This is a genomic window from Haloferula chungangensis (genome assembly GCF_042664875.1).
GTDB classification, from domain to species: domain Bacteria; phylum Verrucomicrobiota; class Verrucomicrobiia; order Verrucomicrobiales; family Akkermansiaceae; genus Haloferula; species Haloferula chungangensis.
On the sequence record NZ_JBHTBS010000014.1, the window covers coordinates 54,639 to 76,492 of the forward strand.

A 21,854-nucleotide genomic window follows, 5' to 3' on the forward strand; every position below is an offset into this window, starting at 1 on the left:
GGCCTGAACGCCAAAGTCCCCGTCCAGACGAGCTGGGCGGGGACTTTGGCGGAGAGAGTGGGATTCGAACCCACGGTGACATCACTGCCACGCTCGATTTCGAATCGAGTGCCTTCGACCGGGCTCAGCCATCTCTCCGTTGGACAGCCCGTCGGGCGGGATATGCAACAAGATCGGGGCCTTTGTAAAGCCCCCGTTTTCACTTCCTTTCGCAATCATCGACAGCAGCCCCCGCCAGCGCTAGCCTCCGCCCCATGAATTCACCTGATCTGACTCTCCTCGGCCGCTCAGAGAACCGCCTCCCCGCCAACCCGGAAGAAGCCAAACTCGAAACCTTCCCGAACTGCCGCCCTGGCCGCCGCTTCTGGATTCACCTCGATTGCCCGGAATTCTCCTCGCTCTGCCCCGTCACCGGCCAGCCCGACACCGCCCACGTCATCATCCGCTACATCCCCGGCGAGTCCTGCGTGGAAACGAAGTCCCTCAAATTTTATCTCGCTTCCTTCCGAAACCTTCCCGCCTTCAACGAGGAAATCGTCAACCGCATCCTCGACGACCTCGTCACTGCCATGAATCCCACCGAGCTCCACGTCAGTGGCAAGTTCGGCTCGCGCGGCGGAATCCAGCTCACCTGCGAAGCCAGCCATCCGGAGCCTTCCAACTCCAAACCCTAAATCTCAAACCCCCGACTTTCCCCCTTTTGGAGTTTATAATTCGAGGTTTAAAGTTTCATGAAAACAGTGGTTCTCCTCAGCGGCGGCATGGACTCCGTCACCGCCTTTTACGAAGTCGCGCGCGAACACGAAATCGTCGCGGCCCTGTCCTTCGACTACGGTTCGAAGCACAACGCCAATGAAATCCCGTTCGCCAAACTCCATGCTGAGCGCGCCGGAATTCCATTCCAGGTGATCAAGCTGGATTTCATCAACGAACTCTTCGCCTCCGACCTCCTGACAAGTGGTGGCGAAATCCCCGACGGACACTACGCCGAGGAAAATATGATCCGCACCGTGGTCCCTTTCCGCAACGGCATCATGCTCTCCGTCGCCTGTGGCTTCGCCGAAAGCCTTGAAGCCGAAGCCCTCGCCATCGCCGCCCACTCCGGCGATCACGCGATCTATCCGGATTGCCGCGAACCCTTCATGCAAGCCATGGCCACGGCCATGAAGGAAGGCACCTACGCGCGGATTGAGCTACTTCGTCCGTTTATCGCGATGGATAAAACCGCCATCGCCAAACGCGGCCACGAACTCGGCATCGATTTCGCCGAGACCTGGTCCTGCTACAAAGGTGGCAGCACCCACTGTGGAACCTGCGGAACCTGCGTCGAAAGGCGCGAAGCCTTCCAGCTCGCCGGGATCACCGACCCGACAAGCTACCTGGCAACTCCACCCATCCCCAAGGGTCCGGGCGACGATCCCCTGATTACTGATCACTGATCACTCGGCACTCCGCCGAAGGCGGCTCAGTCCGTATAGTAGCGTTTCGGTCCTTCGCTCGGCTTGGGGATGTGCTTCAATTGTTCAAAGTCGCCTTCCTCACAGCATCTGACGAAGCCCTCGGCATAACTCTTCAGCTTGTCCCAGCACTCGCGGATCTCCTTGGCCTCCTTCGCATCGATCGAGTTGTCCAAAGCCGCCGCCGAGATCTGCTGAAGCAGGCCTGAGAACTGGCCAATGATCTCATTCGTTGCCGGCAGCACCTCGAAGCCTTTGGTGCATGAACTTTCCGGATTTCTAACAAAATATCCCTGACTGTTCTGGCAAAGCCACTCGATGATCGTCGTATCCTCGCTCAGCTCGATGATCTTCATCAATCGATCCAGCGGATTTCGGCTGCCGGAACCGTCGTCACTCTGCTTTTCCGCCCACTTGTAAACCAGTGAAAGCGATACCCCGAGTTCCGAGGCGACGGCCTTCGGACTGGTCTTCGCAAACGCCTTTCTGAGCACTTCATGGCTTTCCATGGCGCCAAGCTAGATGGCGCATCTCAGCTTGAAAATCCAATTCTCCGATCAAAGAGCGTGATGACTCAAACACCCGCCAGACCAGCCAGCGACTGCGCCGCGATATCCTCGACATTCGCCACACTTTCGACCTTGCAAAGCCGCTGCCGCAGCTCCTTTGCCCCTGGAAATCCCTTGCAATAGGCCATCAAGCGCGCCCGCATCGCCATGATCGCATGGCGTTCGGTGCCGTAGCGATTGCTCTCCGCCGCCAGACGACAGTGGCGCAGCACCAATTCCCAGCGCTCCTCCAATGGTACACCCGGCAGCTCCTCCCCGGTCTCAAGATAGTGCTTGGCCTCGCGGAAGACCCACGGATTCTGCATCGCGGCCCTGCCGATCATCACGCCGCTCACCGCCGTGCCCTCCTTGCGAAGCGCCAGATCGGCACCCGTGGAGATATCGCCATTCCCGATCACCGGGACTGAAACCGCTCGCGCGCACGCATCGATCACCTCCCAGTTCGCATCGCCGCTGTAGCCCTGCGAACGAGTCCGACCGTGCACCGCGATCGCCTGCATGCCACAGCCTTCCAAAATCCTGCAAACCTCCACCGCATTGATGTGGTCCATGTCCCAGCCGATCCGGATCTTCGCGGTCACCGGGACGATCCCCTCACAAGCCTTCGCCACCCCGCTCGCCACTGCTTCCAGACTCGGACAGTCTTTCAGAAGCGACGAGCCGCCGTTCTTCGACACCACCTTGTTCACCGGACAGCCGAAATTGATGTCGATGAAATCCGGCCGTTTCCAATCGACGATCTTCCGGGCCGCCTCGCCCATCCGCTCTCCGTCGCCACCGAATAGCTGCACACCTACCGGACGCTGCCCATCGGTGAACTCGGTGTATTTCCGCGTCCGCTCGTCGGCTACCATGATGCCCTCCGCAGACACGAACTCGGTCACCATCACATCCGCACCGAGCTCTTTGCAAATCTGACGAAACACCACATCCGTGACCCCCGCCATCGGCGCGAGATACAGGGGAAAGGCGTTGTTTTCGAACCAAGGAAGCACGCGCGGAGACTACACAGGGAGCCGAACAAGTCAAAGCTGCCAAAACCCAGGCATCCGCCACCCATGACACACCCCAGCCATCGGCTGCTTGTCCCGCATCAACGCTCCCGCCAGTTTCACGACCATGGGTGCAAACATTACTTTGGGCGGTTCCGGCTTCAAAACCGCCGCCTGGTGCCGTGAGGCTGCTCAGTGGCTTCAAGAGGAGACCGACCAGGTGCTCTCCCAACTTTGTCTCCAACTGAGTTACGAAACGCTCCCCGAACTTGAAAAGGGCCCACTCGAAGATGAGCTGTGGCTCCACCCCGTCGGCGGCATTCGAGGACTGACGCTGCGATTCTTCGACAGCACCGTCGATCTCTCACTACCGACCGGTTCCGGAGAAGCCGATTGGAGACTCGCCGCCAAGTTCGCCACCTTTGGCGCGCGCCAAGGAGCCCAGATCCATTGCGACGAGGAACCCGTCAAACCCGGACCCGCCGGATTGGTCGATCTAACAAGCCAGTTCCAGCGACAGTGGGATTTTGAAACCTCCGCCATCATTCAGTCCTTGGGACAAAGCGACGGAGCTACCCAGCTACCCGTAGGAGGCATCATCTACCTAAGTATCGACGCCCCCCTCGCCAGTGATCCCAACTTTCACGACAGGCTCGTCGAAAAGATGGCCCGCTACTCCAGCGCCTTCCTCGCCAGCAACATGGTCTTCGAAAAGGACGGTCAGCAATTCACTTTCAACGTCGCGGGTGCCATTCCGGTGCTTGTTTCCAGCGGGACCCACATGATCGCCGCCCGGAGCGAAGCCGAGGTCGCTGCCGGCGGATTCAAGCACCACCTCCCGGCGGCCCGTTTTTTCGAAATCATGGGCTCACGTGCCGAAAATCTCGGCCCGCTCATCTACGTGCCCGCGATCGATCCCGTTCAGGATGCGGATCTCATCACCGAGATTCTCGCGGTCGAATCCGCCATTCCGGAAGGCCGGCAGCCATCCGAGCCTGACTCTAACACCGGGCTAAGCGCGGAAGAACAGGAACTCCTCGATCGCTCACCGATCATTATTTTTCTCCTCGTCGCCGCCGCCGATGGAAATATCGACCGCAAGGAACTTGAGAGCTTCCGAAAGGTCCTTCACAGCCTCACCGATCTTCCGCCTAGCATGTTCAAGGGGATTCTTCTGCGCTGCCTGAACGAGATCCAGCGGCATTTCAGCGAGATCATGTCGGCCCCGCTGAACCCCCTCACCCTGATGGTTGAAATCCCATCCATCAGCGCCGCCATTGCCAAGTGCCCCGCTGAAGAGCAGCCGGCCATCCGCGAAGGCCTCTACCGTCTTGCCCACAAAATCGCCAGCGCCTCCGGGGGATTCCTCGGCTTCGGATCAAAAATCAGCAAGGGCGAACGCGCATCCCTGAAACTTCTCGCCTCCCTGCTGGAAGTCGAGCCGAAGTCGATTGGCCTCAGCTAGCTCACTTTGAAACTTGGCCCATCCCACTTCGGTGGCCAATCTCTGCGGGATGAAACGCCTCGCCCTCCACTGGCAGATCCTTTTCGCCCTCGTTCTTGCCACTCTAACGGGCATCGTTTTCCGGTCGCTCTTTCATGGTGTCGCCGAAGAAGGAACGCTCGTCGCTCGAGCTCTCAGCTTCTCTCAGTTCGTCGGCGACCTCTTCATGCAGGCGCTGAAGATGATCATCGTTCCGCTGATCGTCACCTCGGTCATCAGCGGCATTGCCAGCCTTCAGGGCGTCAAAGGCTTCGGCCGCCTCGGAGCCAAGACCTTCGGATTCTACGCCATGAGCTCGCTGCTTGCCGTCGTCACCGGACTCGTTCTCGTCAACCTCATCGAGCCCGGGCTGGTCGATGGCCAGCCGAACGAAGTCATCCGCAAGGTCTTCGATGCCAAGCAGGCCGCCGCTTCGGACGCCGATCTTGAGAAGGTCGCATCTGCCAACATGAAGGAGCCGAAGGACTTTCTCGACACCATCAAGATGATGGTTCCGGAGAACATCTTCGCTGCCGCCACCAACAACGGGCAGATGCTCGGCGTCATCGTCTTCAGCCTGCTTTTTGCCATCGGCATCACACGGCTCCCCGCCGAGGAAATGCGCACGCTCAAGGAGTTCTTCCAAGCCGGCAACGATGTCATGATCACCATCACCAAATGGATCATGGCCATCTCGCCAATCGGCGTTTACGCGTTGATGTTCCCGGTCATCTTTCAAAACGGGCCCGATGTTTTTGCCGAGATGGCAAAGTACTTTGCGACCGTTCTTTTGGCTCTTGGCTTCCACATGTTTGTCACCATGCCGCTCATTCTCACCTTCGTCGCCAAGGTGAACCCATGGGCTCACTTGCGTGCCATGCGCGAAGCCCTGCTGCTCGGTTTCTCCACCGCATCTTCATCCGGCACCCTGCCCGTGACGATGCGCTGCGTCCAGGATCATGCCGGTGTTTCGAAACGCACCTCGAGCTTCACTCTGCCCCTCGGCGCCACGGTCAATATGGACGGCACCGCACTCTACGAATGCGTCGCCGTGGTCTTCGTCGCACAGGTGCTCAACTATCAACTTGGCTTCGGTGAGCAATTCATGATTGTCACCGCCGCCCTGCTCACCAGCATCGGTGTCGCCGGCATCCCTTCCGCCAGCCTTGTCGCCATTCTTCTCATCTTGAAAAACAGCGGAATTCCTGACGCCCAAGCCGCTACCGCCGTCGTCGCGCTTCTTTCTGTCGATCGGATTCTCGACATGGTTCGCACCGCAGTGAACATCTTTGGAGACTCTTGCGCCGCCGTCGTTATCGCCAAAAGCGAAGGTGAAAAAGTGCTGGAGGATGTGCCGGCCTAGAAGGCGGAGCGCTGGCTTTAGCCACCGCCCCACCCCGGCCATTGACCTCCCATGCGGATAGGCGCACTCTATCAGAGTTGTGTCGCACCATTCCGAACATGCCGCAGAGCACACCCCTGAAGCCATCCGGCACCGTCTTTCATCGGGTGTTTCCCAGGACTATCTGAAGGACTCGGTTTACGGTGCGATTGATGGAGCCGTCACCACCTTCGCCGTTGTCAGCTCGGTCGCAGGCGCAGGGCTCGGCTCCGGCATCGTCATCATCATGGGGCTCGCCAACTTGCTGGCAGACGGCTTCTCCATGGCCTCCGGAAATTTCCTCGGCACTCGCGCTGAAAACCAAGCCGCCGACAAAGCCAAGCGCGAAGAGGAACTCGAAATTGATCTTCACCCGGAAGGCGAGCGTGAGGAGATCCGGCAGATTTTTGCCCGCAAGGGTTTCGAAGGAGAAACCTTGGACAAGGTCGTCGAAGTCATCACGGCCGACAAGGCACGGTGGGTGAAGATCATGCTTCAGGAAGAGCACGGCATCGGCCCCGACCGCCCCCGCGCCCTCCGCGCCGCCTTTGCGACCTTTATTGCATTTCTAGTCATTGGTGCCATACCCCTCGTCGCCTATTTCATCAACCTCCTGAAGCCCGGACTGATCGCCAATCCCTTTCCGGTTGCCTGTGTCCTCACGGCGATCTCATTCGCCATCATCGGCAGTCTGAAGGCCCGCGTGGTGGGACAAAATCAAATCAAGGGCATCCTTGAAACCCTCTCCGTGGGTGCTCTTGCCTCAGGTCTCGCCTACGGCATCGGCTTTCTTCTCAGACCCTTCGCCGAAGGCCTCTGACGTCATCTTTCTGAGCGAAAAATGCCTGCCCGCGGGGCGAAGATACGGGTTTCTGCCTACTTAAGGCGCCTGTATAAACTCCAGCCTCGTCAGCTCAACAATTCATGGTAGGCTAGCCCCAACATGCCCTCCGTGCCAGATCAACTTACAGGCCTCATCATCAGCGCTGTGATCGGCGCGTGGTTGCTCGCAATCACAGGAGTCCTGATCCTACGCCGCCACTACAACCGGCGCATCGAGCGGATCGGCGAAGCCAGCTCGGAGGAGATTCTCGGCGAACTCAAGACCGCTTACAAGCAAGCCCCGAAGATCCGCATTCAAACCCAGACCGAGTACCTTCCCTACATCATCGAGAGAATTCGCGAAAATGTTGAATCGGGTCTCGGGGAAGACCAGGCACAACTCCTTCTCGAGCGTATCGAAAGTCATCGTCTCGGCGAAGAGCACCAGGCCATCTTTCCGATCGAATCAAGTAAGGGTTCCAGTGACCTGCGCCTCAACTGGACTTGCGACGAGAAGCAACGCATCGACCTTCACATCCAGGGCGATCCCACGATCATCTTTGCCCTGTATGATCTGAAAAAGAAGATCCCGAAAGCCACCATCATCGGTCAGGCCGGGCGCTCATGAGACGCCAGATAAGGCAATCCGGCGAGTCGACCTCCATTCATCGAGATGAGCCACGAGAAAGGACAGGACCGACACCTTGGCTCTAACATCCACGATCTCGCGGTTTGAGATCCTCGTTCAGGGTTCGTCATTTGATCGCTAATCTCCTCGTTCGTGAGGAGATGCTGCCACGATCATGACCGACGGAGCTCCTGACAGTCCGCAAGCTCTGCTTCAGCGTCCCCCTATGGACGTCATCCGCTTTCAATGCCCGGCCTGCTCGGTTGTCCTCACCCTCCGAGCCAAAGCCGCAGGATTTCGTGGTGCCTGTCCCAAGTGCTCTGTCGAGATCATCGGGCCCAACCCCGCCCTCGGCTTGTCAGCCCGTTTGGCAGAAGTGGCAGAAGTGGCAGAAGTTTCTCCTCCACCTCCCGAGCTGCCACCCGAACCGATTTCACTGACCGTTCCTTTCGCCGAGACCTTGCCGCCGACATCCGAATTCCCACCCGTTTCGCTGCCGGATTTACCATCGACCTCTGAGTGGAAAAGGATCGCTCCTGGCCCAGTGATCTCCGATCTCGAGAAGATTGAACGGGTGAAGCCCCAAACCGAGAACAGCCTTCGTGCTTCCAAGCCATCGCCTAACTGGAAGGCGGGGGTGCTCGGGTTTGCCTTTCTCCTTTGCGTGATCCTCGCATTGGTCGCCGGCTTTAGTGTCGGCCGTCATACTGCGGAGAAGGAAAGTCCGATCACCTCGGCAAAACCAGAATCGCCACCCACCGAAGCGTCCGTGCCTGCTCCCCCACCTGCTCGCAGTGAGAAACCAGTCTCGCCTATCGTTCAATCGGCAACGCCGCGATCAACGGGACCTGAAGCCACCTTGGTGGCCTTCCTCCACTCCAACGACTGGGCGGAACGTAGTGCCTACGTGCCGTTCCCAAAGCGCGCTCGTAACCGCATGGAGGCTCATCACACGACAATCTACGACCGCCCGATCCCAGTCACCGATATCTCGCTCTTTGAAATTACCGAAGAGGCCCACATCTTCATCGTCACCACCCCAGAGTTCCCTGAAGGATTTCCGGTGGGCGTCTCACGCAGCGGAAACCGCTGGCTGGTTGATTGGGACACCTTCGTTGAGTTTCACGACGACCAGTTTCGTCGCTTCGCCGCAGGGATGAGGGGAGAGCACGGCATCTTTCACCTGCTGGTGCAACCCGCCGGAGGCCGCGAAGAAAATGTCCTCTTTGAGCGCTATCGGCTCAGTCCTCCAATGCCTGGGCGTGAATCTCCGGCCTTCCTCAGAAGGGGCACCGTGTCCCACGCCAGACTCCAGCGGGTCCTTGAAAAACTCACGGAACATAGCGTAGAAAGAGTTGATGAACTCCTCGACGGAAAGGGTCACACCATGGTCCTGGCGCTTTCCTACAAGATGAATTCAGAAGGACACTCCTTCCTTCAGATCGAAGACGTCATCGCCGAAACTTGGAGTCATGGCAGCCCCTAGCGCCTCTCACCTTGCCGCGCCGATCTCTCCTTCTCTTTTCTCAACCCACTCCTTCTCATCACTAAGGCCGTTGACGCCGTAGAAAATTGCCAGCTTCCCATACCGCGACGCCGGATCGCAGCCCGTCGCTCGCTGGAGTTTCCGCAAACACACCGGACAAAGATGCATCGGGGTCGAATCCGCCTCCTCCAGATGGTTCGCCCCATTCATGTTGCACTCGTAGAAAATGCAGTGCCGGATTCCGAACATGTGACTCATCTCATGGCTTAGAACCTTCGCCGCCCGCCGAAGTACTAGACTCTCCGTATTTTCATCCGCCACCCTCCCGAACCACGCCGGGTGGTAGCGGGCGAAACTGAAGACCCCCACCCGGTTCCTGATCGAGGCCTGCCCGAACACGAAGTTCCATTGCTCGTCCGGATAGAGATCGGTCATCGTTACGGCCAGCATCGCATAAGCATCGTTCGGCAGCTCCTGCGGCAACCATTTCAGAATGTCCCTGCTGTTCCACTGCTTCTTCCCCGACCAGGAGTTGACCCTCGATCTCGCCTTCACCTGCGAGTCCCCCGCCGCCGGCAGGATGCCCACCTTCATCGGATAAAAGTACGCCTCCGCATACCGCTGAATCTTCTTAATGTCCGGAGCGGTCCCATCAAAGCCGCCGAGTGGAAGAATGTAGAGCTTACGCCGAACTCCACTCGGCAGATTCGGCCGAGAATCCAGCCACTGCTGATAGCTCTGGCCCTCTTCCTTATGGGAGGCCAGCCAGTCCATGGGCTTCGGCGCGAGCTTCGCCCGATATTCCCCATCATTCCGAAACGCACGCTTCATCGAAGCATCCAGCCCCACCACAGGACCCACCGCCTTCTCCCGTTCGGATGCCGTTGGCAATTCGAAAGCCAACACCCATCCCGATACCAACAAACCCAAGGGTGCCATCCAGGTCAGAAGTCGCCAATTCATCGGCTATTCCTAATATAACGGGGACCCATCCACAAGCACGCGTCACCATTCCCCCGATCTTCCGTGATCGCTCGTTTGGGCATTTTCCCGTCTGGACTCTCTTCGCCCTAATACCGACTCTCCCTGCATGCACACCGGCCCGATCTCCCAGAAGCTCTTCGCCACCGCCAAAACCATGATCCCCGGCGGCGTCAACTCCCCCGTCCGCGCTTTCCGCAACGTCGGCGGCGAGCCCTTCTTCGTCCGCCGCGCCAAGGGAAGCCGGATCACCGACGTCGATGGCAAGACCTACATCGACTACATCGGCTCCTGGGGTCCGAACATCCTCGGCCACGCACCCGCCGTCATCACCAACACCATTCACGAAGTCGCCAAAGACGGTGTCTCTTTCGGCATCCCGAATCCCTACGAAGTCGAAATGGCGCGCACCATCACCGACTGGGTGCCCTCGGTCGAGAAGGTCCGCATGTGCAACTCCGGGACCGAGGCCACCATGTCCGCCATCCGCCTCGCCCGCGGCTTCACCAAGCGCGATCTGATCGTCAAGTTCGACGGCTGCTACCACGGACATAGTGATTCACTGCTCGTCGCCGCCGGCTCCGGCGCCCTCACCCACGGCGAACCCGACTCCGCCGGCGTGCCGAAGGACTTCGCCCAGAACACCATCGTTCTCCCCTACAACGATGCCGAAGCCCTCACCGCCCTCTTCGAGGAAAAAGGCGAACTCATCGCCGCCATCATCGTCGAGTCCTACCCCGCCAACGCCGGATTCGTGCTCCCACAACCCGGCTACCTCGACCATCTAACAAGCATCACCAGGAAGTTCGGCGCGCTGCTCATCTTCGATGAAGTCATGACCGGCTTCCGTCTCGGAAAAGCTGGCGTCCAGGGTCTTGAGAACCTCACACCCGACCTCTCTTGTTTCGGAAAGGTCATCGGCGGCGGCCTCCCCGTCGGAGCCTTCGGCGGTCGCGCCGATGTCATGGACATGCTCGCCCCCGACGGCCCCGTCTACCAAGCCGGCACCCTCAGCGGCAACCCGCTTGCCATGGCCGCCGGCCTCGCCCAACTCAAGGAGCTCAACAAACCTTCCGGCTACGCCCGCCTCGACCAACTCGGCCTCCACTTCGAAACCGGCCTTCGCGCCCTGATGACCGAAAAAGGCATCCCGCACCGCCTCAACCGCGTCGGCTCAATGTTCTGCCTCTATTTCATCGACGAGGAAATCCGCAACGTAACCGACGTCCTGAAACAGGACTTCGAGATCTTCAATAAGTTCTTCTGGGCCTGCCTCGACAAAGGCATCTACCTCGCCCCCAGCCCCTACGAAACCGGCTTCATCTCCCTCGCCCACACCGAGGCCGATCTGGATGACACCTTGAGTGTCTTTTCCGACGCCCTCTCCACCATTTGAAGCAGTTTCGAGCTTAGATCGAAAAGTCGACCATCGCTCTCCCCCGCTGATCTTCATCGAGCTTCCCGCACACCAATCGGCAAAGCGAGAACACCAATTCATCCTTCACAGCGTAGAAGACCTTCACGCCCTCCTTGCGACGCGAAAGCAGACCCGCATCGAACATCGTCTTCAGATGCTTCGAAACACTTGCCTGCCCCATCCCGGTCGAGTCCACCAATTCGCCGACCATCTGCTCGCCATCCTTCAACTCCTGAAGCAAGGCAAGGCGTCCCGCATCACTCAGCGCGCGAAAGGTCTCCGCGACCTTCTCAAGCGCTTCGCCTGAGAGCCTCGATTTCTTTGGGTCTTTCTTCGCCTTGGGACTCATGAATCTCAATATATTCCTAATTCGGAATAGAGACAACCACGGGACGCACAACGGGTCAACTGCTTCGCCAGCCCGAACCTTCCCTCAGCGGATCCCCGTCACCGGCTCCGAAGAAATCCAATCTTTTCCTTGGACTTCTGCTCCATATATTCGTTATTCGGAATATATTCACTTATGAGCACTTCCCAAACTCCCTGCATTCCCCCTCAGGCGGCCTTCGAGCAATGCCGCGAGGGCAAGAAAGTGATTCTCGATGTCCGCACCGAAGTCGAGTTCGCCGAAAAGCATCTCGCCAACTCAAAGCACCTCCCCCTTGATCGACTCGAGGGTTCACTGAATCAACTCGACCCCTCGAAGCACCACTACCTGCTCTGTCTGGGCGGCAAGCGTGCAGCGAAGGCGGCGGAAATCCTCTCACAGAACGGCTTCGAAAACTTGACGATCATCGATGGCGGCATTGATGCCTGGGAACGCGGTGGCCTGCCGGTCGAACACTCGGCTCGCAAGGTCCTCCCGCTCATGCGTCAGGTCCAGCTTGTCATCGGTGTGCTCGCCCTAACAGGCTCCCTCCTCGCCATCTTCATCAACCCGCTCTTCGCCATCCTGCCTGCCTTCCTCGGGGCCGGGCTCACGCTCGCAGGATCAACGGGATGGTGTGGTCTTGCGCTCCTTCTTGCCAGGATGCCATGGAACCGCAGCATCACTCCCTGCGGAGCAAGCTGCAGTACCGAGCCCTAAGCCATCATCAGGATTCGCGATCTTTACGAAAAAACCTTCGATATGCTCAATTTGTCGACCTGAGGTATGACCTCAGCGATGAAAAGCCATCGCCGCATCCATCGTCTTCGCCGAGTCAAGCAAGCAACCCTGCTTGTGGCCCTTGCCGCATTGAATTCCCACTGCGGAAACCAGATCCCTCACAGAGGCCGCATCCCCTTTTCATGGATGGAGCGCGCTCCTTCTAACAAGATTACTGAGGCTGCTCCGATGACAGTCATTCATCGTCACTGCGATCCGAAAAGGAAACCCAGCCCTTCGGAACTCGGCATGATCCGGGCTGGCGATGTGATCGCCTTCACCATGAGCCACCAGCAGGCATGGAGCCACCTGCGGAAAGGACGCATTCAGAAGGTTCCCTACGAACTCTTTCGCTACGGCCACCTGGCACTCGTCGTCCCTTCAAAAACCGATGAGCTGAAACTCCTGCAGGTCGCCATGAAACAAACGGTGAACGTCGATGACGACCTCGACTACCTGAACGACAAGACCTGGGAAATCCATCGCCCGCCATCGGGCTCGGTAAACCTCACCCGACTTCAGGAATTCACCGATCAAGTCACCAAGAACGCTGCCGATCCAAGGCGGGCCTATGATTACGTCAGCGTCTCCGGTTGGAATAACTCACCGTGGCAGCCGGAGCAGAAAAGCGAAGTCGGGAACAAGTTCAGCTGCGCCACTCTCGTCATCGCCGGACTTCACTACGCCGGCTATGAACTCAATGCCGTGCATCGAGCTGGCCGCTTTGACCTCGTAACGCCGCGCCAGATCGTCGAAAGCTCCGGAACCTCACGCGGCGACTAGTCGATCATTCGGTCCCGGGGAGTCCATTTCAACAGAAGCTCGCGAAGATCGCAAAGAATGGAACTTCTGCGGACCGTTTCCTGCCAGAGGATTTGGACTTCAACTTCGCGACCTTTGCGAACTTCTGTTCAAATCAATCTTTCTTGCGGTCAAGCCACTGCATCGTGGTTGATAACCCTCCACGACTGACACCACTCGGCCTAGTCGATCATCCGGTCCCGAGTAATCCATTTCAACAGAAGCTCGCGAAGATCGCAAAGAATGGAACTTCTGCGGATCGTCTCCTGCCGGAGGATTTGGACTTCAGCTTCGCGACCTTTGCGAACTTCTGTTCAAATCAATCTTTCTTGCGGTCAAGCCACTGCATCGTGGTTGATAATCCTCCACAACTGACACCACTCGGCCTAGTCGATCATCCGGTCCCGCACCTCAAGTGAGGGCAATCCGCAGGAGTTCTTCACCGTCTTGCGTCGATACGCTACCGCATCATAGAGTTGATCGCGCCATGTTTCGGGAACCAGCCTTCCTACCATGGCGATACCCCGCCACATCCCACCGAGCATCACCCCAAGCTCCAGCACCGCCGTCGATTTCACCAGCACCCGTCCATCAACTTCCAGTACCAGACTGCTCAGCCTCTCCGAGCCGGCTCGCTTCTCGAGAGCCCTCCCTCTAACACCCTGCAAAGTCGTAAACCTCAGCACACAGTTGCGGTCCTCGTGGGCGAGAAATCGAATGAAGCCGCTGCACATCAGGCAGTCGCCGTCGTAGGCCAGCAGCACCTCCCCTTTCCTCCTCCCCGGCAACCAATCGGGATCGAAGGTGAAAGCGTGGATCATCAGCATCCCAAGACTCAGGTCAGCAAAGTCCACCACCGCCACGATTCCCAGATGCATCCCGACGAGCATCAGCCAGATCCACGGTCGCGATTTGCTCCACATGGCCAGCGGTAGAAAAAGCAACTCGGAGAGAAGCGTCATCCAGGTCAGCGCCATCAGCACGCCATCCGGCAGAGCGAGCATGACCTCCCGCATCCATCCATCTCGTGCCAGCGGGTTTTCGAGAAGGTAGCGCATCGCACTGCCATCGATCCAGCTGGGCGACGACAGCTTCGTCCAGCCGCTGAATGTGTAACCCACCGCCAACAGGATCCACGCGCAGCGCCACGTCCAAAGCGGCATCGCCCACCCCTTATCTTTTCGCCCAAAACTCAGAGGCTCCCCATTCGGAATCAGCACGCAAAGCATCAGCAACAAGCCCACATAGGGAATCGAAGGGTTTGCGATAAGGTTGTTGCGATGGAAAAGCGCGCTCCATCCGAACCACAAGACCACCGCCATCCAGCCCCGCCAAACCCCACCTGCAAACCGGCCTGCTGCCACTACCAGCACCCCGATCAATAAAGCACAAACCGCGTCGGGCAGCTCGCAGGCAAAAGGCGTCGGAAACAAGCCCGAAGTCGGATTCAAGGAAGCATCACCGATCACTCCTCGCGCCCCAAACAGCTCGCCCGAGTACGGCATCAGCATCAGAAAGTGAATCAACAGATAAACTCCAAACACGATCCGGAAGATCGCGAACTGCCACGCCGACATCGGCTTGATTTGATCAAATGTTTTCATCTTCAGCTTGGGGGAAATATCCACGGGCCATCCACTTCACCCTCACGCGGCACAATGCGAACCCTCACCTCCTTGAGATCGCCGGGCACCTGCAGTTCCCGCCTCAGAGCCGAACCCGGCTTGAGCGCCTCCTCTAACACCGCGTCACGCAGTTCCACGGGGAGCCGCGGTGCGAATGCCAGGGCCGCGCCGTAGACATTTCTCCGATTATACGGCCCATGCATCGACGCATACCACTGCGGATCGACCTCGCGACTCCAGACCTCGCCATTCGGAAAAGTGCCTTCGACGAAGAACTTCGCCGCAAAGGCCTCATAGCCATCGGCCGCACAGAACACCTTCGGAAAAGGCGCTACCCCACTCGCCAGACCGATCCCTCGCATAGCGCGAATCCCACTCAGGTAGCCCATCATCTGGCTCAGGCCGATAACCAGCAGAGCCACCGCCATCCCATTTCGCGCCTTCATGATTTCGTCGAGTTGCAGCTCACTTTCGCCGTGGCGCAAGCCCAGCGCTTGCGACACCCAAAGCAGGTTGGCGGCAAGATTGGCTCGCTCTTGTGCACATCCTGGAAGATCAGCATATCGCCCACCCGGCGCTCGCGCTTTCCTTCGAAACCGCAGGTCTCCGGCGACTCCTCCGGGTTTTTCAATGTCCCGAACATCCAATCCCACACCGGCAGGTCCGCATAGTTCTGAGAGTGATGGCGCCGCTGGTGATGCACGCGGTGGGACTCCGGACGCTGCACCAGCCAACCGACCCAGCGCGGCGTGCGAATGTTCCAGTGGTAGAAATACTCGGCCACGGCTGTTAGACCGGTGTAAATGGCGGCCGCCTTCACCGAGCAGCCCATCAATGTGTAGACCAGCAGCGCACTGATCACCGAGTTGATGAAGATCTCCACCGGATGCTTGTAGAAACTCGCCAGCACTTCGATACGCCTCGGCGAATGGTGCAACTGATGGCACAACCTCCAGAACAAGGACGATTCGTGCCGCAAGCGGTGCCACCAGTAATATACAAAGGTCGAAACAAAGTAGGTCAGCAACGCCGCGCTCCAGTCGCCGATCCGCTCACTCAGATCGAGCAGCGAAACCGATGCCAGCCAGCGGTCCCAGCTCAGCCCCGCCGCGATCACGATTCCGAGCTGCGCCAGATTCACCAACACAATTCGCAGCCACCACCCGCGCACCGTCGGGAGCTTCTGTCCCGGCCAAAGCCGCTCGATCAGCACCATCAGTGCCGCGATAAGGATCAACAGAACGATCATGCCGAACAGCATGAGCGATCTTCCTTAATTCGCCGAATCGATAGAACTTAACAGTTCATCGATTTTACCAATGCCCCTAATCTTCTCGTGGCTTAAATTTTGAAACCTCGCGCAGCTTCTCCCACAGGGCGAGTTCTTCAGCGTCCGGATTTGCAGGCACTGCCACCGAGATCTCAACGTAGAGGTCACCTGGTGCGGACTTTTTCGGCAAGCCATAGCCTCTCAGTCGGAGCTGATCATCACAGCCCGTGCCAGCAGGAATCTTCACCTGCACCGACTTCCCTCCTGGCAGCAGAACGGGAATCGTCGCCCCTAACACCGCCTCCCACGGAGCCAGCGAAAGATCACAATAGAGGTCGTGCCCCTTGACCCGGAAAATCGGATCTGCGGCCAATCGAATCCTCAGGAAGAGATCCCCAGCCGCGCCTCCACCCGTGCCCGCACTGCCGTGGCCCGGCACGCGCAGCCGTTGACCCTCACCCACTCCCGCCGGAATCCTTACCTCCACTTCGCGCACCTTACTCTGCCCTGTCCGCGGATCCTGTTGTCGGAGCGAAATCGTCCGCTGCGATCCTTCCATCGCCTCTGTGAGAGTGACCATGATGTCGCCCTCGATGTCCCGTCCGCGCCGTGGACCATAGCCACTCGCCCCCCCACCGAATTCATTTCCGAATCCTCCGCCGGACGGACGCTGCCCCTGCGCCCCGAAGAAACGTTCGAAGAAGTCACTGAAGCCCGTCCCGCCAAATTCGTAGTCGCCTCCACCCCCAGCCCACGAACCACCGCCGCCATACCCTGCGCCCCCCTGATTCCACCCGGGTCCCATCGCGTCGTAGCGCTTCCGTTTTTCAGAATCGCCAAGCACCTCGTAGGCCTCGTTGATCTCCTTGAATTTCGCCTCTGAGCCCGCTTTATCCTTGGCCACATCCGGGTGATGTGTGCGCGCGAGCTTGCGGAAAGCCTTCTTAATCTCCGCTTCCGTCGCGCCCTTATCGACACCCAGCACCTTGTAGTAGTCCTTGTATTCCATCGTCAAATCCTCCGAGAGAGGGGCGCTCAACAAGCCATAGTTCGCCCCCTTTGTCGAACGTCAGAATGGCGGAAAAAACGACCTCCTCGGCTTGCAAATAGATCCCCCACCCAACATCCTCTCGTCCCCTGGAAACTGCTTGAACAGCGAAAGAGGACCCCGTGTGGATCCCGAAACGGAAGACCGTCCGCCAGGAGGGCCGCGACTTAGAATGACACGCACCGGACAAAAGCCGACGGAACTTGGATCAAGGGGCTGTTCGGTTTTCGTCGACATTCAACACGCCATTCAATCATCTCCACGATGTTCATCGGCACCCACGCACTGCTCCCCGTCTGTCTCGCGCTCACCAGCGATGACTTGCGGCTTTCCCTTCGCCGCGAGGAAGGCTTTCCCGAGTGGTCGATTCCGCTGATCGCTTTTTTCGGAGCCCTGCCCGACATCTGCACGCCGCATTTATCGCTCGATGCCCGTTACAGCAGTTGGTCGCACACCCTCGCCTTCCTTGCCGGGCTGATTCCCATCTGCTTTTGGGCCGCGACCTATTTCCCGAAAGGCACGCGCCTAACAGTCGGCATCTCCTGCTGGTTGGCCGCCGTCCTTCACCTTGCCGCCGATGCCATCGCCGGCGGCATCCCTTGGCTGATGCCCTGGGTCATGCCCGACGTCACACCGAACCAACGCGTCGGGATCCTCGGCGACTTTTACCTCCACCCGGACTACTGGATTTTCAGCGACGCCTTCTTCATCCTTCTCACCTGGATCCTGTTAGGGATTCGCGGCCAGTTGCGGAAGCGCATCTGAGAAAACAAAAAAAGCCGATCTCCATTCGGAGACCGGCTTGTGAAAGTCACCTGGTCGGAGATCAGGCAAGCGCCTCAAGCTTCTGCTTGAGCATGTCCTTGGTGACGTTCGCACCAACGATCTGATCCTTCACCTCACCACCCTTGAAGAAGAGCAGCAGCGGGATGCTTTTCACGCCGTACTTCACCGCGAGTTCGCGGGCTTCGTCGACGTTGACCTTACCGACCTTGGCGGTGCCTTCGATTTCACCAGCGAGCTGGTCGATCACCGGGCCGATCATCTTGCAGGGACCGCACCATTCCGCCCAGAAGTCCACCAGGACCGGGACGTCGGAATCGATCACTTCGCTTTGAAAATTGCTGTCGTTGAGTGCTAGAGCCATGTCGTGACGATGCCGAGCCCGGCCCGATTGTCAAGGCACCCGCCCCGCATTTCATCGCTCATCTCACGCAAGCGCCCGTTAGCATGCTTCGCTCCGCTTCGCCATGCTGCGCGGCGAAATGAAAGCAATCCCACTCATCCTCGTCCTTGCCGCCCCGGTTTTGGCCGGTGATCCCCCATCGGCCGACCGCGAAGCCATCCTCGCCATGGCCGGCACATACGACATCACCTTCCACTTCGAGGAGACTGCTGCCGTCGCCCCCGGCTACGAAATCAAGACCAAGCCCTACCACGAGAAGGCTAGGGAATTGGTCACCGTTGCCGAAAACGAACCTGACCGCATCACCCTTCAGCACCTGCTTTTTGTCCCCGACAAGAAGGGCGGCACGCGCGTCATCAAGCATTGGGCACAGGTCTGGACCTGGGAGGACACTGAAATTCTCGACTACGCCGGCTCCGAGGATGATCTCGTCTGGAAAAAGCACTCGCTTTCACCCGATGCGGTCGCCGGCACCTGGAGCCAACTCATCACTCAGGTCGACGACACGCCGCGATACGAGAGCACAGGGCGCTGGATCCATCAGGACGGCGAATCTTCGTGGCAAAGCGAGCCAACCCGACGTCCCCTTCCCCGTCGCGAATACTCCAAACGCGACGACTACGACTACCTGCGTGTGATCAACCGTCACACCCTCACTCCGACCGGCTGGGTTCACCAGCAGGACAACCGCAAGGTCGTCGATCGTGAGGGAGAAAAGCGTCACATCCTTTGTCACGAAGCCGGCCTCAACACCTACACGAGGGTCGAAGACGAAAAGGACAGCATCGCGGAAAACTGGTGGAAGGAAAACGCCCCATTTTGGAATGAGGTCCGCAGTTTCTGGATTGAAAGCGGTGAGCAGGCTCCGAGCGAATTCACCTACAGCACCCACACCGGTGGCGAAGGCTTGAGCAAATTGCTCGCCCGCCTCGAGGAGGAAAAACCTGCGCCCGACGCCATCGTCGCCGCCCTTCAGCCCTACATCATCAGCAAGTAACACCTATTCCAAACACCTTCATTCATGAACCACAGCATCCCAATGATCTTCGCCCTGGCCACCATCACCAGCCAGGCCGCATCCATCATTTCCCTCCCCGGAAATCAAGAAAGCGCCACTTGGAGTGATCTCAGCGCCGCCACCTACCCGGGATTCGGCAGCCACGGAAACTCGACCGCCAACTGGCCCAGCTCCATTATCCCGAACGTCGGGACAAGCAGTAGCTTGATCGACAAAATGGACGGAACCGCCGGCTACGTCTCTGCAGCAAACTACATTTACGACGGAGGCGTGGCGGGCGGAACCTTTACTCTCAGCGACAGCGACCCGATCGCTTCCATGCAGACCGTGGTCCTTCAAATCGAAGCCAACCAGGCGCCTGGCACGGTGAATTTCTCCTTCAATGGGGGCTCACAGGCCATCAGCCCGGATTTCACCAGCAGCAGTCCTGGAGACACCTACACCGTGCAGTCCTACCAGTGGGACTTGTCCTCCCTTGGAGCCATCTCTGACTACACGATTACCTGGGAGAACTCTGCACCACACACGGTGATGAAGCGCTTCGATCTCGATACTTCGGACCAGTTTGCCCAGGTCATCCCCGAACCTTCAGCAGCCATCCTCATTTCGCTGACATCACTTGCTTTGCTCCGCAGGCGTCGCGCTCATTGAGCCCATCCCCGATGAATCGAATCATCTCCCTCCTCGGTGCCGTCGCGTCCCTGAACGCGACGGCATCGCCGGTCTTCATCGACGAACCCTCTGAAGACCGTTGGTTTTACCCCTACAACTCGACTGCCGGCGAGCGTGCCCAGGCATCGACCTTCAGCTCTCTCCCGCAGGCATCGGACGTCGACGACCGATTCGGCATATTTCTCATTGGTTTCGATACTTCCGCCGTCATCCCTGCCGGTCTTGCACCTGAAAAATACCGGATCCGTTCCCTTACTTTCACCGCCGTGATCGGCCAGGACGATGCATTTGCCTACGATCCAAGCTACGATTCGATCGCCACCTACGCCACCCCTACGACTCCCGAATCGGAAATGGATTCCGATTCCGGTCGCCCCCTTGAACTCCATGGTGTCGGATTCCGCAACAGCTGGACTGCGAGCAGCTTCGATGAACGCTCGGCCCATGGCAGCAGCAGCCCCGGCCAGCGCAACGCCTATCCCCTCGGTTTCGATGCCGGCGGTCTCGCCCGGGACGTCAGCAGCAATGTAAGCGAAGGATACGAAGCCATTCCGTGGGCCATCGGCCAGACAGACGAACTGGAAGCAGGCGATCTCGTCCCCGAGGAAACCACTTTTACCTTCACGATCGATACCACCCTGCCGGGCACGGCCACCTACCTCCAGCAAGGTCTCGCCGAGGGCAAACTCTGGTTTGCTCTCTCATCGCTGCACCCGGCCACCCAGCAAGGCGGTGAATTTGTCGCCTGGCTGACACGGGACGACGCCATTCACCAGCTCCTCGGCGGACTCGCTCCGACGCTCACCTTGGAGGTCGATTACAACATCCCTCTAACCCTCGTTCGCAACGGCAACAGCTCCAGCCTCAGCTGGCCGGAATTCTCCGGCTTCACTCATTCACTTCGTGCCAGTCACACGCCCGGAGATTGGAGCGCGGCCCCGATTCACAGCCACGACGCCATCACCGACGGCATCGGTGGATTCACCGAAGTCACCACTGAGAAGCGTCGCTTCTATCAACTTGAGATCCTCCCAAGCACTCCATGAACCGCCAAGCCTCCGGATTCACCCTGGTTGAACTCATCATCACCATCGCGATCACCACCATTCTGACTTCGCTCAGCGTTGCCGGTTACAAGGCGGCCCGCGAGAAGGCCCAACTCGCGACTGAGGTCAATGCCGCCCGGAATCTGATGAGCGCCTATCTTGGCCATGCTTCCGACAACCACGGAAGGCTCCTCCCTGGATACAAGACTGACGACACCGCCACCAACCTCGACGGCCAGCCGCTCTACTATCCGATCAATGCACGCTACCCATGGCGACTGATTCCCGATATGCCAAAGGTCGAAGGCGTGCTGCTGTACAACGGCACCGAGCGGGCGCTGGAAGATGAAAACAGCGACTACATGGTCTCCGTTGTCCCCAACCTCGGCATCAATGCCGTCTACGTGGGCGGCCACTTCGGATCAGGCTCACCGCTGCGCCCCTCAGATCGGCTCATCGAAACCGTTGGAAAATACTACGTTTCTCGTATTTCGGAATCCGTCCAACCGGACAGGCTCATCGTGTTTGCCTCCGCACGTCATGGAAACGATCGCAACGAAATCGGAAACTTCGAAGTCCGCGCTCCGAACACCATCAAACGCGAATGGTCGTCCGCTGCATTCGAATCGAATGCCTCACCGTCCGATCACGGCTTCGTCGACTTTCGCTGGAACGGCAAAGCCGTCACCGCGATGCTGGCGGGCAACGTAGAACTCCTCGACGAGGAACAACTGCGCGACATGCGCCGCTGGTCGAACCAGGCCGCCCGCTCCAACGAGCGCAACTTCATGGTCGCGCCGAAATAGACCACAGCCCCCCATCGAC

24 protein-coding genes and 1 tRNA gene are annotated in these 21,854 nt (G+C 58.7%); 15 read left to right on the top strand and 10 right to left on the bottom strand.

All coding sequences use genetic code 11. The features are described 5' to 3' along the window. Window positions 1-46: 46 nt before the first annotated feature. Window positions 47-138, bottom strand: a tRNA-Ser gene (locus ACFQY0_RS18855). A gap of 116 nt (window positions 139-254) precedes the next feature. On the opposite strand from ACFQY0_RS18855, the gene queF reads away from it, so the two are divergent. Next, entirely contained in the window at window positions 255-674 is a 420-nt protein-coding gene (queF, locus tag ACFQY0_RS18860; protein WP_379715747.1) for a preQ(1) synthase, read from the top strand. A gap of 57 nt (window positions 675-731) precedes the next feature. Further along, the gene (gene queC / locus ACFQY0_RS18865) at window positions 732-1,439 is read left to right on the top strand and encodes a 7-cyano-7-deazaguanine synthase QueC (RefSeq protein ID WP_379715750.1); all 708 of its coding nucleotides are present in this window, start codon (window positions 732-734) and stop codon (window positions 1,437-1,439) included. A gap of 26 nt (window positions 1,440-1,465) precedes the next feature. On the opposite strand, the gene ACFQY0_RS18870 is transcribed toward queC, so the two are convergent. Continuing rightward, the gene (locus tag ACFQY0_RS18870) at window positions 1,466-1,966 is read right to left on the bottom strand and encodes a hypothetical protein (RefSeq protein ID WP_379715753.1); all 501 of its coding nucleotides are present in this window, start codon (window positions 1,964-1,966) and stop codon (window positions 1,466-1,468) included. A gap of 65 nt (window positions 1,967-2,031) precedes the next feature. Next, a complete protein-coding gene (dusB, locus tag ACFQY0_RS18875) occupies window positions 2,032-3,021 on the bottom strand; it encodes a tRNA dihydrouridine synthase DusB (RefSeq protein WP_379715756.1) in 990 nt (329 codons plus the stop codon). 124 nt (window positions 3,022-3,145) lie between these two features. Between dusB and ACFQY0_RS18880 the strand changes: the two genes are divergently transcribed. The 5 genes from ACFQY0_RS18880 to ACFQY0_RS18900 all read left to right on the top strand — a co-directional run bounded on the left by ACFQY0_RS18880 (window position 3,146) and on the right by ACFQY0_RS18900 (window position 8,818). Next, window positions 3,146-4,483 (top strand): hypothetical protein, encoded by a 1,338-nt coding sequence (locus tag ACFQY0_RS18880; RefSeq protein WP_379715759.1) that lies wholly within the window; start codon window positions 3,146-3,148, stop codon window positions 4,481-4,483. A gap of 49 nt (window positions 4,484-4,532) precedes the next feature. Beyond that, the gene (locus ACFQY0_RS18885; RefSeq protein ID WP_379715762.1) at window positions 4,533-5,864 is read left to right on the top strand and encodes a dicarboxylate/amino acid:cation symporter; all 1,332 of its coding nucleotides are present in this window, start codon (window positions 4,533-4,535) and stop codon (window positions 5,862-5,864) included. 79 nt (window positions 5,865-5,943) lie between these two features. Then, complete coding sequence (locus ACFQY0_RS18890) at window positions 5,944-6,702, top strand: VIT1/CCC1 transporter family protein (RefSeq protein ID WP_379715765.1); 759 nt, start codon at window positions 5,944-5,946, stop codon at window positions 6,700-6,702. 132 nt (window positions 6,703-6,834) lie between these two features. Then, complete coding sequence (locus ACFQY0_RS18895; RefSeq protein WP_379715768.1) at window positions 6,835-7,332, top strand: hypothetical protein; 498 nt, start codon at window positions 6,835-6,837, stop codon at window positions 7,330-7,332. Between the two features lie 175 nt (window positions 7,333-7,507). Continuing rightward, on the top strand, window positions 7,508-8,818 hold the full coding sequence (locus tag ACFQY0_RS18900) for a hypothetical protein (RefSeq protein WP_379715771.1): 1,311 nt from the start codon (window positions 7,508-7,510) through the stop codon (window positions 8,816-8,818). A gap of 6 nt (window positions 8,819-8,824) precedes the next feature. On the opposite strand, the gene ACFQY0_RS18905 is transcribed toward ACFQY0_RS18900, so the two are convergent. Continuing rightward, complete coding sequence (locus ACFQY0_RS18905) at window positions 8,825-9,781, bottom strand: archaemetzincin (RefSeq protein WP_379715774.1); 957 nt, start codon at window positions 9,779-9,781, stop codon at window positions 8,825-8,827. Between the two features lie 127 nt (window positions 9,782-9,908). Here ACFQY0_RS18905 and hemL point away from each other — a divergent pair, with 127 nt between their 5' ends. Next, on the top strand, window positions 9,909-11,195 hold the full coding sequence (gene hemL, locus ACFQY0_RS18910) for a glutamate-1-semialdehyde 2,1-aminomutase (RefSeq protein ID WP_379715777.1): 1,287 nt from the start codon (window positions 9,909-9,911) through the stop codon (window positions 11,193-11,195). Window positions 11,196-11,208: 13 nt separating this feature from the next. Here the strand turns inward: hemL and ACFQY0_RS18915 are convergent, their stop codons facing one another. Continuing rightward, window positions 11,209-11,565: an ArsR/SmtB family transcription factor gene (locus tag ACFQY0_RS18915; RefSeq protein ID WP_379715780.1), complete on the bottom strand. Its 357-nt coding sequence runs from the start codon at window positions 11,563-11,565 to the stop codon at window positions 11,209-11,211. 174 nt (window positions 11,566-11,739) lie between these two features. Between ACFQY0_RS18915 and ACFQY0_RS18920 the strand changes: the two genes are divergently transcribed. Next, complete coding sequence (locus ACFQY0_RS18920) at window positions 11,740-12,303, top strand: rhodanese-like domain-containing protein (RefSeq protein ID WP_379715783.1); 564 nt, start codon at window positions 11,740-11,742, stop codon at window positions 12,301-12,303. Between the two features lie 249 nt (window positions 12,304-12,552). Then, the gene (locus tag ACFQY0_RS18925; RefSeq protein WP_379715786.1) at window positions 12,553-13,146 is read left to right on the top strand and encodes a hypothetical protein; all 594 of its coding nucleotides are present in this window, start codon (window positions 12,553-12,555) and stop codon (window positions 13,144-13,146) included. A 404-nt stretch (window positions 13,147-13,550) separates the two neighbouring features. Here the strand turns inward: ACFQY0_RS18925 and ACFQY0_RS18930 are convergent, their stop codons facing one another. The 4 genes from ACFQY0_RS18930 to ACFQY0_RS18945 all read right to left on the bottom strand — a co-directional run bounded on the left by ACFQY0_RS18930 (window position 13,551) and on the right by ACFQY0_RS18945 (window position 17,098). Further along, window positions 13,551-14,768 carry a DCC1-like thiol-disulfide oxidoreductase family protein gene (locus ACFQY0_RS18930; protein WP_379715788.1) on the bottom strand — a complete coding sequence of 406 codons (1,218 nt, stop codon included), beginning with the start codon at window positions 14,766-14,768 and terminating at the stop codon, window positions 13,551-13,553. Between the two features lie 2 nt (window positions 14,769-14,770). Continuing rightward, window positions 14,771-15,235 (bottom strand): hypothetical protein, encoded by a 465-nt coding sequence (locus ACFQY0_RS18935; RefSeq protein WP_379715791.1) that lies wholly within the window; start codon window positions 15,233-15,235, stop codon window positions 14,771-14,773. Further along, the gene (locus ACFQY0_RS18940; protein WP_379715793.1) at window positions 15,232-16,038 is read right to left on the bottom strand and encodes a sterol desaturase family protein; all 807 of its coding nucleotides are present in this window, start codon (window positions 16,036-16,038) and stop codon (window positions 15,232-15,234) included. The genes ACFQY0_RS18935 and ACFQY0_RS18940 overlap by 4 nt, the downstream gene beginning before the upstream one ends. A 76-nt stretch (window positions 16,039-16,114) precedes the next feature. After that, complete coding sequence (locus ACFQY0_RS18945) at window positions 16,115-17,098, bottom strand: DnaJ C-terminal domain-containing protein (RefSeq protein WP_379715796.1); 984 nt, start codon at window positions 17,096-17,098, stop codon at window positions 16,115-16,117. 273 nt (window positions 17,099-17,371) lie between these two features. On the opposite strand from ACFQY0_RS18945, the gene ACFQY0_RS18950 reads away from it, so the two are divergent. Next, the gene (locus ACFQY0_RS18950; RefSeq protein ID WP_379715799.1) at window positions 17,372-17,872 is read left to right on the top strand and encodes a metal-dependent hydrolase; all 501 of its coding nucleotides are present in this window, start codon (window positions 17,372-17,374) and stop codon (window positions 17,870-17,872) included. Between the two features lie 61 nt (window positions 17,873-17,933). Here the strand turns inward: ACFQY0_RS18950 and trxA are convergent, their stop codons facing one another. Continuing rightward, the gene (gene trxA, locus ACFQY0_RS18955) at window positions 17,934-18,254 is read right to left on the bottom strand and encodes a thioredoxin (RefSeq protein ID WP_379715802.1); all 321 of its coding nucleotides are present in this window, start codon (window positions 18,252-18,254) and stop codon (window positions 17,934-17,936) included. A gap of 118 nt (window positions 18,255-18,372) precedes the next feature. Between trxA and ACFQY0_RS18960 the strand changes: the two genes are divergently transcribed. Genes ACFQY0_RS18960 through ACFQY0_RS18975 form a run of 4 tightly spaced genes read left to right on the top strand, consistent with a single transcriptional unit; the run spans window position 18,373 to window position 21,835 of the window. After that, window positions 18,373-19,290, top strand: coding sequence for a DUF6607 family protein (locus ACFQY0_RS18960; protein WP_379715805.1), 918 nt, complete (start codon window positions 18,373-18,375; stop codon window positions 19,288-19,290). 24 nt (window positions 19,291-19,314) lie between these two features. After that, complete coding sequence (locus tag ACFQY0_RS18965; protein ID WP_379715808.1) at window positions 19,315-19,962, top strand: hypothetical protein; 648 nt, start codon at window positions 19,315-19,317, stop codon at window positions 19,960-19,962. Between the two features lie 11 nt (window positions 19,963-19,973). Then, entirely contained in the window at window positions 19,974-21,029 is a 1,056-nt protein-coding gene (locus ACFQY0_RS18970) for a hypothetical protein (RefSeq protein ID WP_379715811.1), read from the top strand. Beyond that, a complete protein-coding gene (locus ACFQY0_RS18975; protein WP_379715814.1) occupies window positions 21,026-21,835 on the top strand; it encodes a prepilin-type N-terminal cleavage/methylation domain-containing protein in 810 nt (269 codons plus the stop codon). Before ACFQY0_RS18970 ends, ACFQY0_RS18975 begins: the two co-directional genes overlap by 4 nt. The last annotated feature ends 19 nt before the right edge of the window (window positions 21,836-21,854 follow it).

Bases quoted from the DNA above. Each gene is read 5' to 3' on its own strand.
- queF (WP_379715747.1), top strand. From the start codon at position 255: ATGAATTCACCTGATCTGACTCTCCTCGGCCGCTCAGAGAACCGCCTC.
- queC (WP_379715750.1), top strand. From the start codon at position 732: ATGAAAACAGTGGTTCTCCTCAGCGGCGGCATGGACTCCGTCACCGCC.
- ACFQY0_RS18870 (WP_379715753.1), bottom strand. From the start codon at position 1,966: ATGGAAAGCCATGAAGTGCTCAGAAAGGCGTTTGCGAAGACCAGTCCG.
- ACFQY0_RS18880 (WP_379715759.1), top strand. From the start codon at position 3,146: ATGGGTGCAAACATTACTTTGGGCGGTTCCGGCTTCAAAACCGCCGCC.
- ACFQY0_RS18885 (WP_379715762.1), top strand. From the start codon at position 4,533: ATGAAACGCCTCGCCCTCCACTGGCAGATCCTTTTCGCCCTCGTTCTT.
- ACFQY0_RS18900 (WP_379715771.1), top strand. From the start codon at position 7,508: ATGACCGACGGAGCTCCTGACAGTCCGCAAGCTCTGCTTCAGCGTCCC.
- ACFQY0_RS18905 (WP_379715774.1), bottom strand. From the start codon at position 9,781: ATGAATTGGCGACTTCTGACCTGGATGGCACCCTTGGGTTTGTTGGTA.
- hemL (WP_379715777.1), top strand. From the start codon at position 9,909: ATGCACACCGGCCCGATCTCCCAGAAGCTCTTCGCCACCGCCAAAACC.
- ACFQY0_RS18915 (WP_379715780.1), bottom strand. From the start codon at position 11,565: ATGAGTCCCAAGGCGAAGAAAGACCCAAAGAAATCGAGGCTCTCAGGC.
- ACFQY0_RS18920 (WP_379715783.1), top strand. From the start codon at position 11,740: ATGAGCACTTCCCAAACTCCCTGCATTCCCCCTCAGGCGGCCTTCGAG.
- ACFQY0_RS18925 (WP_379715786.1), top strand. From the start codon at position 12,553: ATGACAGTCATTCATCGTCACTGCGATCCGAAAAGGAAACCCAGCCCT.
- ACFQY0_RS18930 (WP_379715788.1), bottom strand. From the start codon at position 14,768: ATGAAAACATTTGATCAAATCAAGCCGATGTCGGCGTGGCAGTTCGCG.
- ACFQY0_RS18935 (WP_379715791.1), bottom strand. From the start codon at position 15,235: ATGAAGGCGCGAAATGGGATGGCGGTGGCTCTGCTGGTTATCGGCCTG.
- ACFQY0_RS18940 (WP_379715793.1), bottom strand. From the start codon at position 16,038: ATGATCGTTCTGTTGATCCTTATCGCGGCACTGATGGTGCTGATCGAG.
- ACFQY0_RS18950 (WP_379715799.1), top strand. From the start codon at position 17,372: ATGTTCATCGGCACCCACGCACTGCTCCCCGTCTGTCTCGCGCTCACC.
- trxA (WP_379715802.1), bottom strand. From the start codon at position 18,254: ATGGCTCTAGCACTCAACGACAGCAATTTTCAAAGCGAAGTGATCGAT.
- ACFQY0_RS18960 (WP_379715805.1), top strand. From the start codon at position 18,373: ATGAAAGCAATCCCACTCATCCTCGTCCTTGCCGCCCCGGTTTTGGCC.
- ACFQY0_RS18965 (WP_379715808.1), top strand. From the start codon at position 19,315: ATGAACCACAGCATCCCAATGATCTTCGCCCTGGCCACCATCACCAGC.
- ACFQY0_RS18970 (WP_379715811.1), top strand. From the start codon at position 19,974: ATGAATCGAATCATCTCCCTCCTCGGTGCCGTCGCGTCCCTGAACGCG.
- ACFQY0_RS18975 (WP_379715814.1), top strand. From the start codon at position 21,026: ATGAACCGCCAAGCCTCCGGATTCACCCTGGTTGAACTCATCATCACC.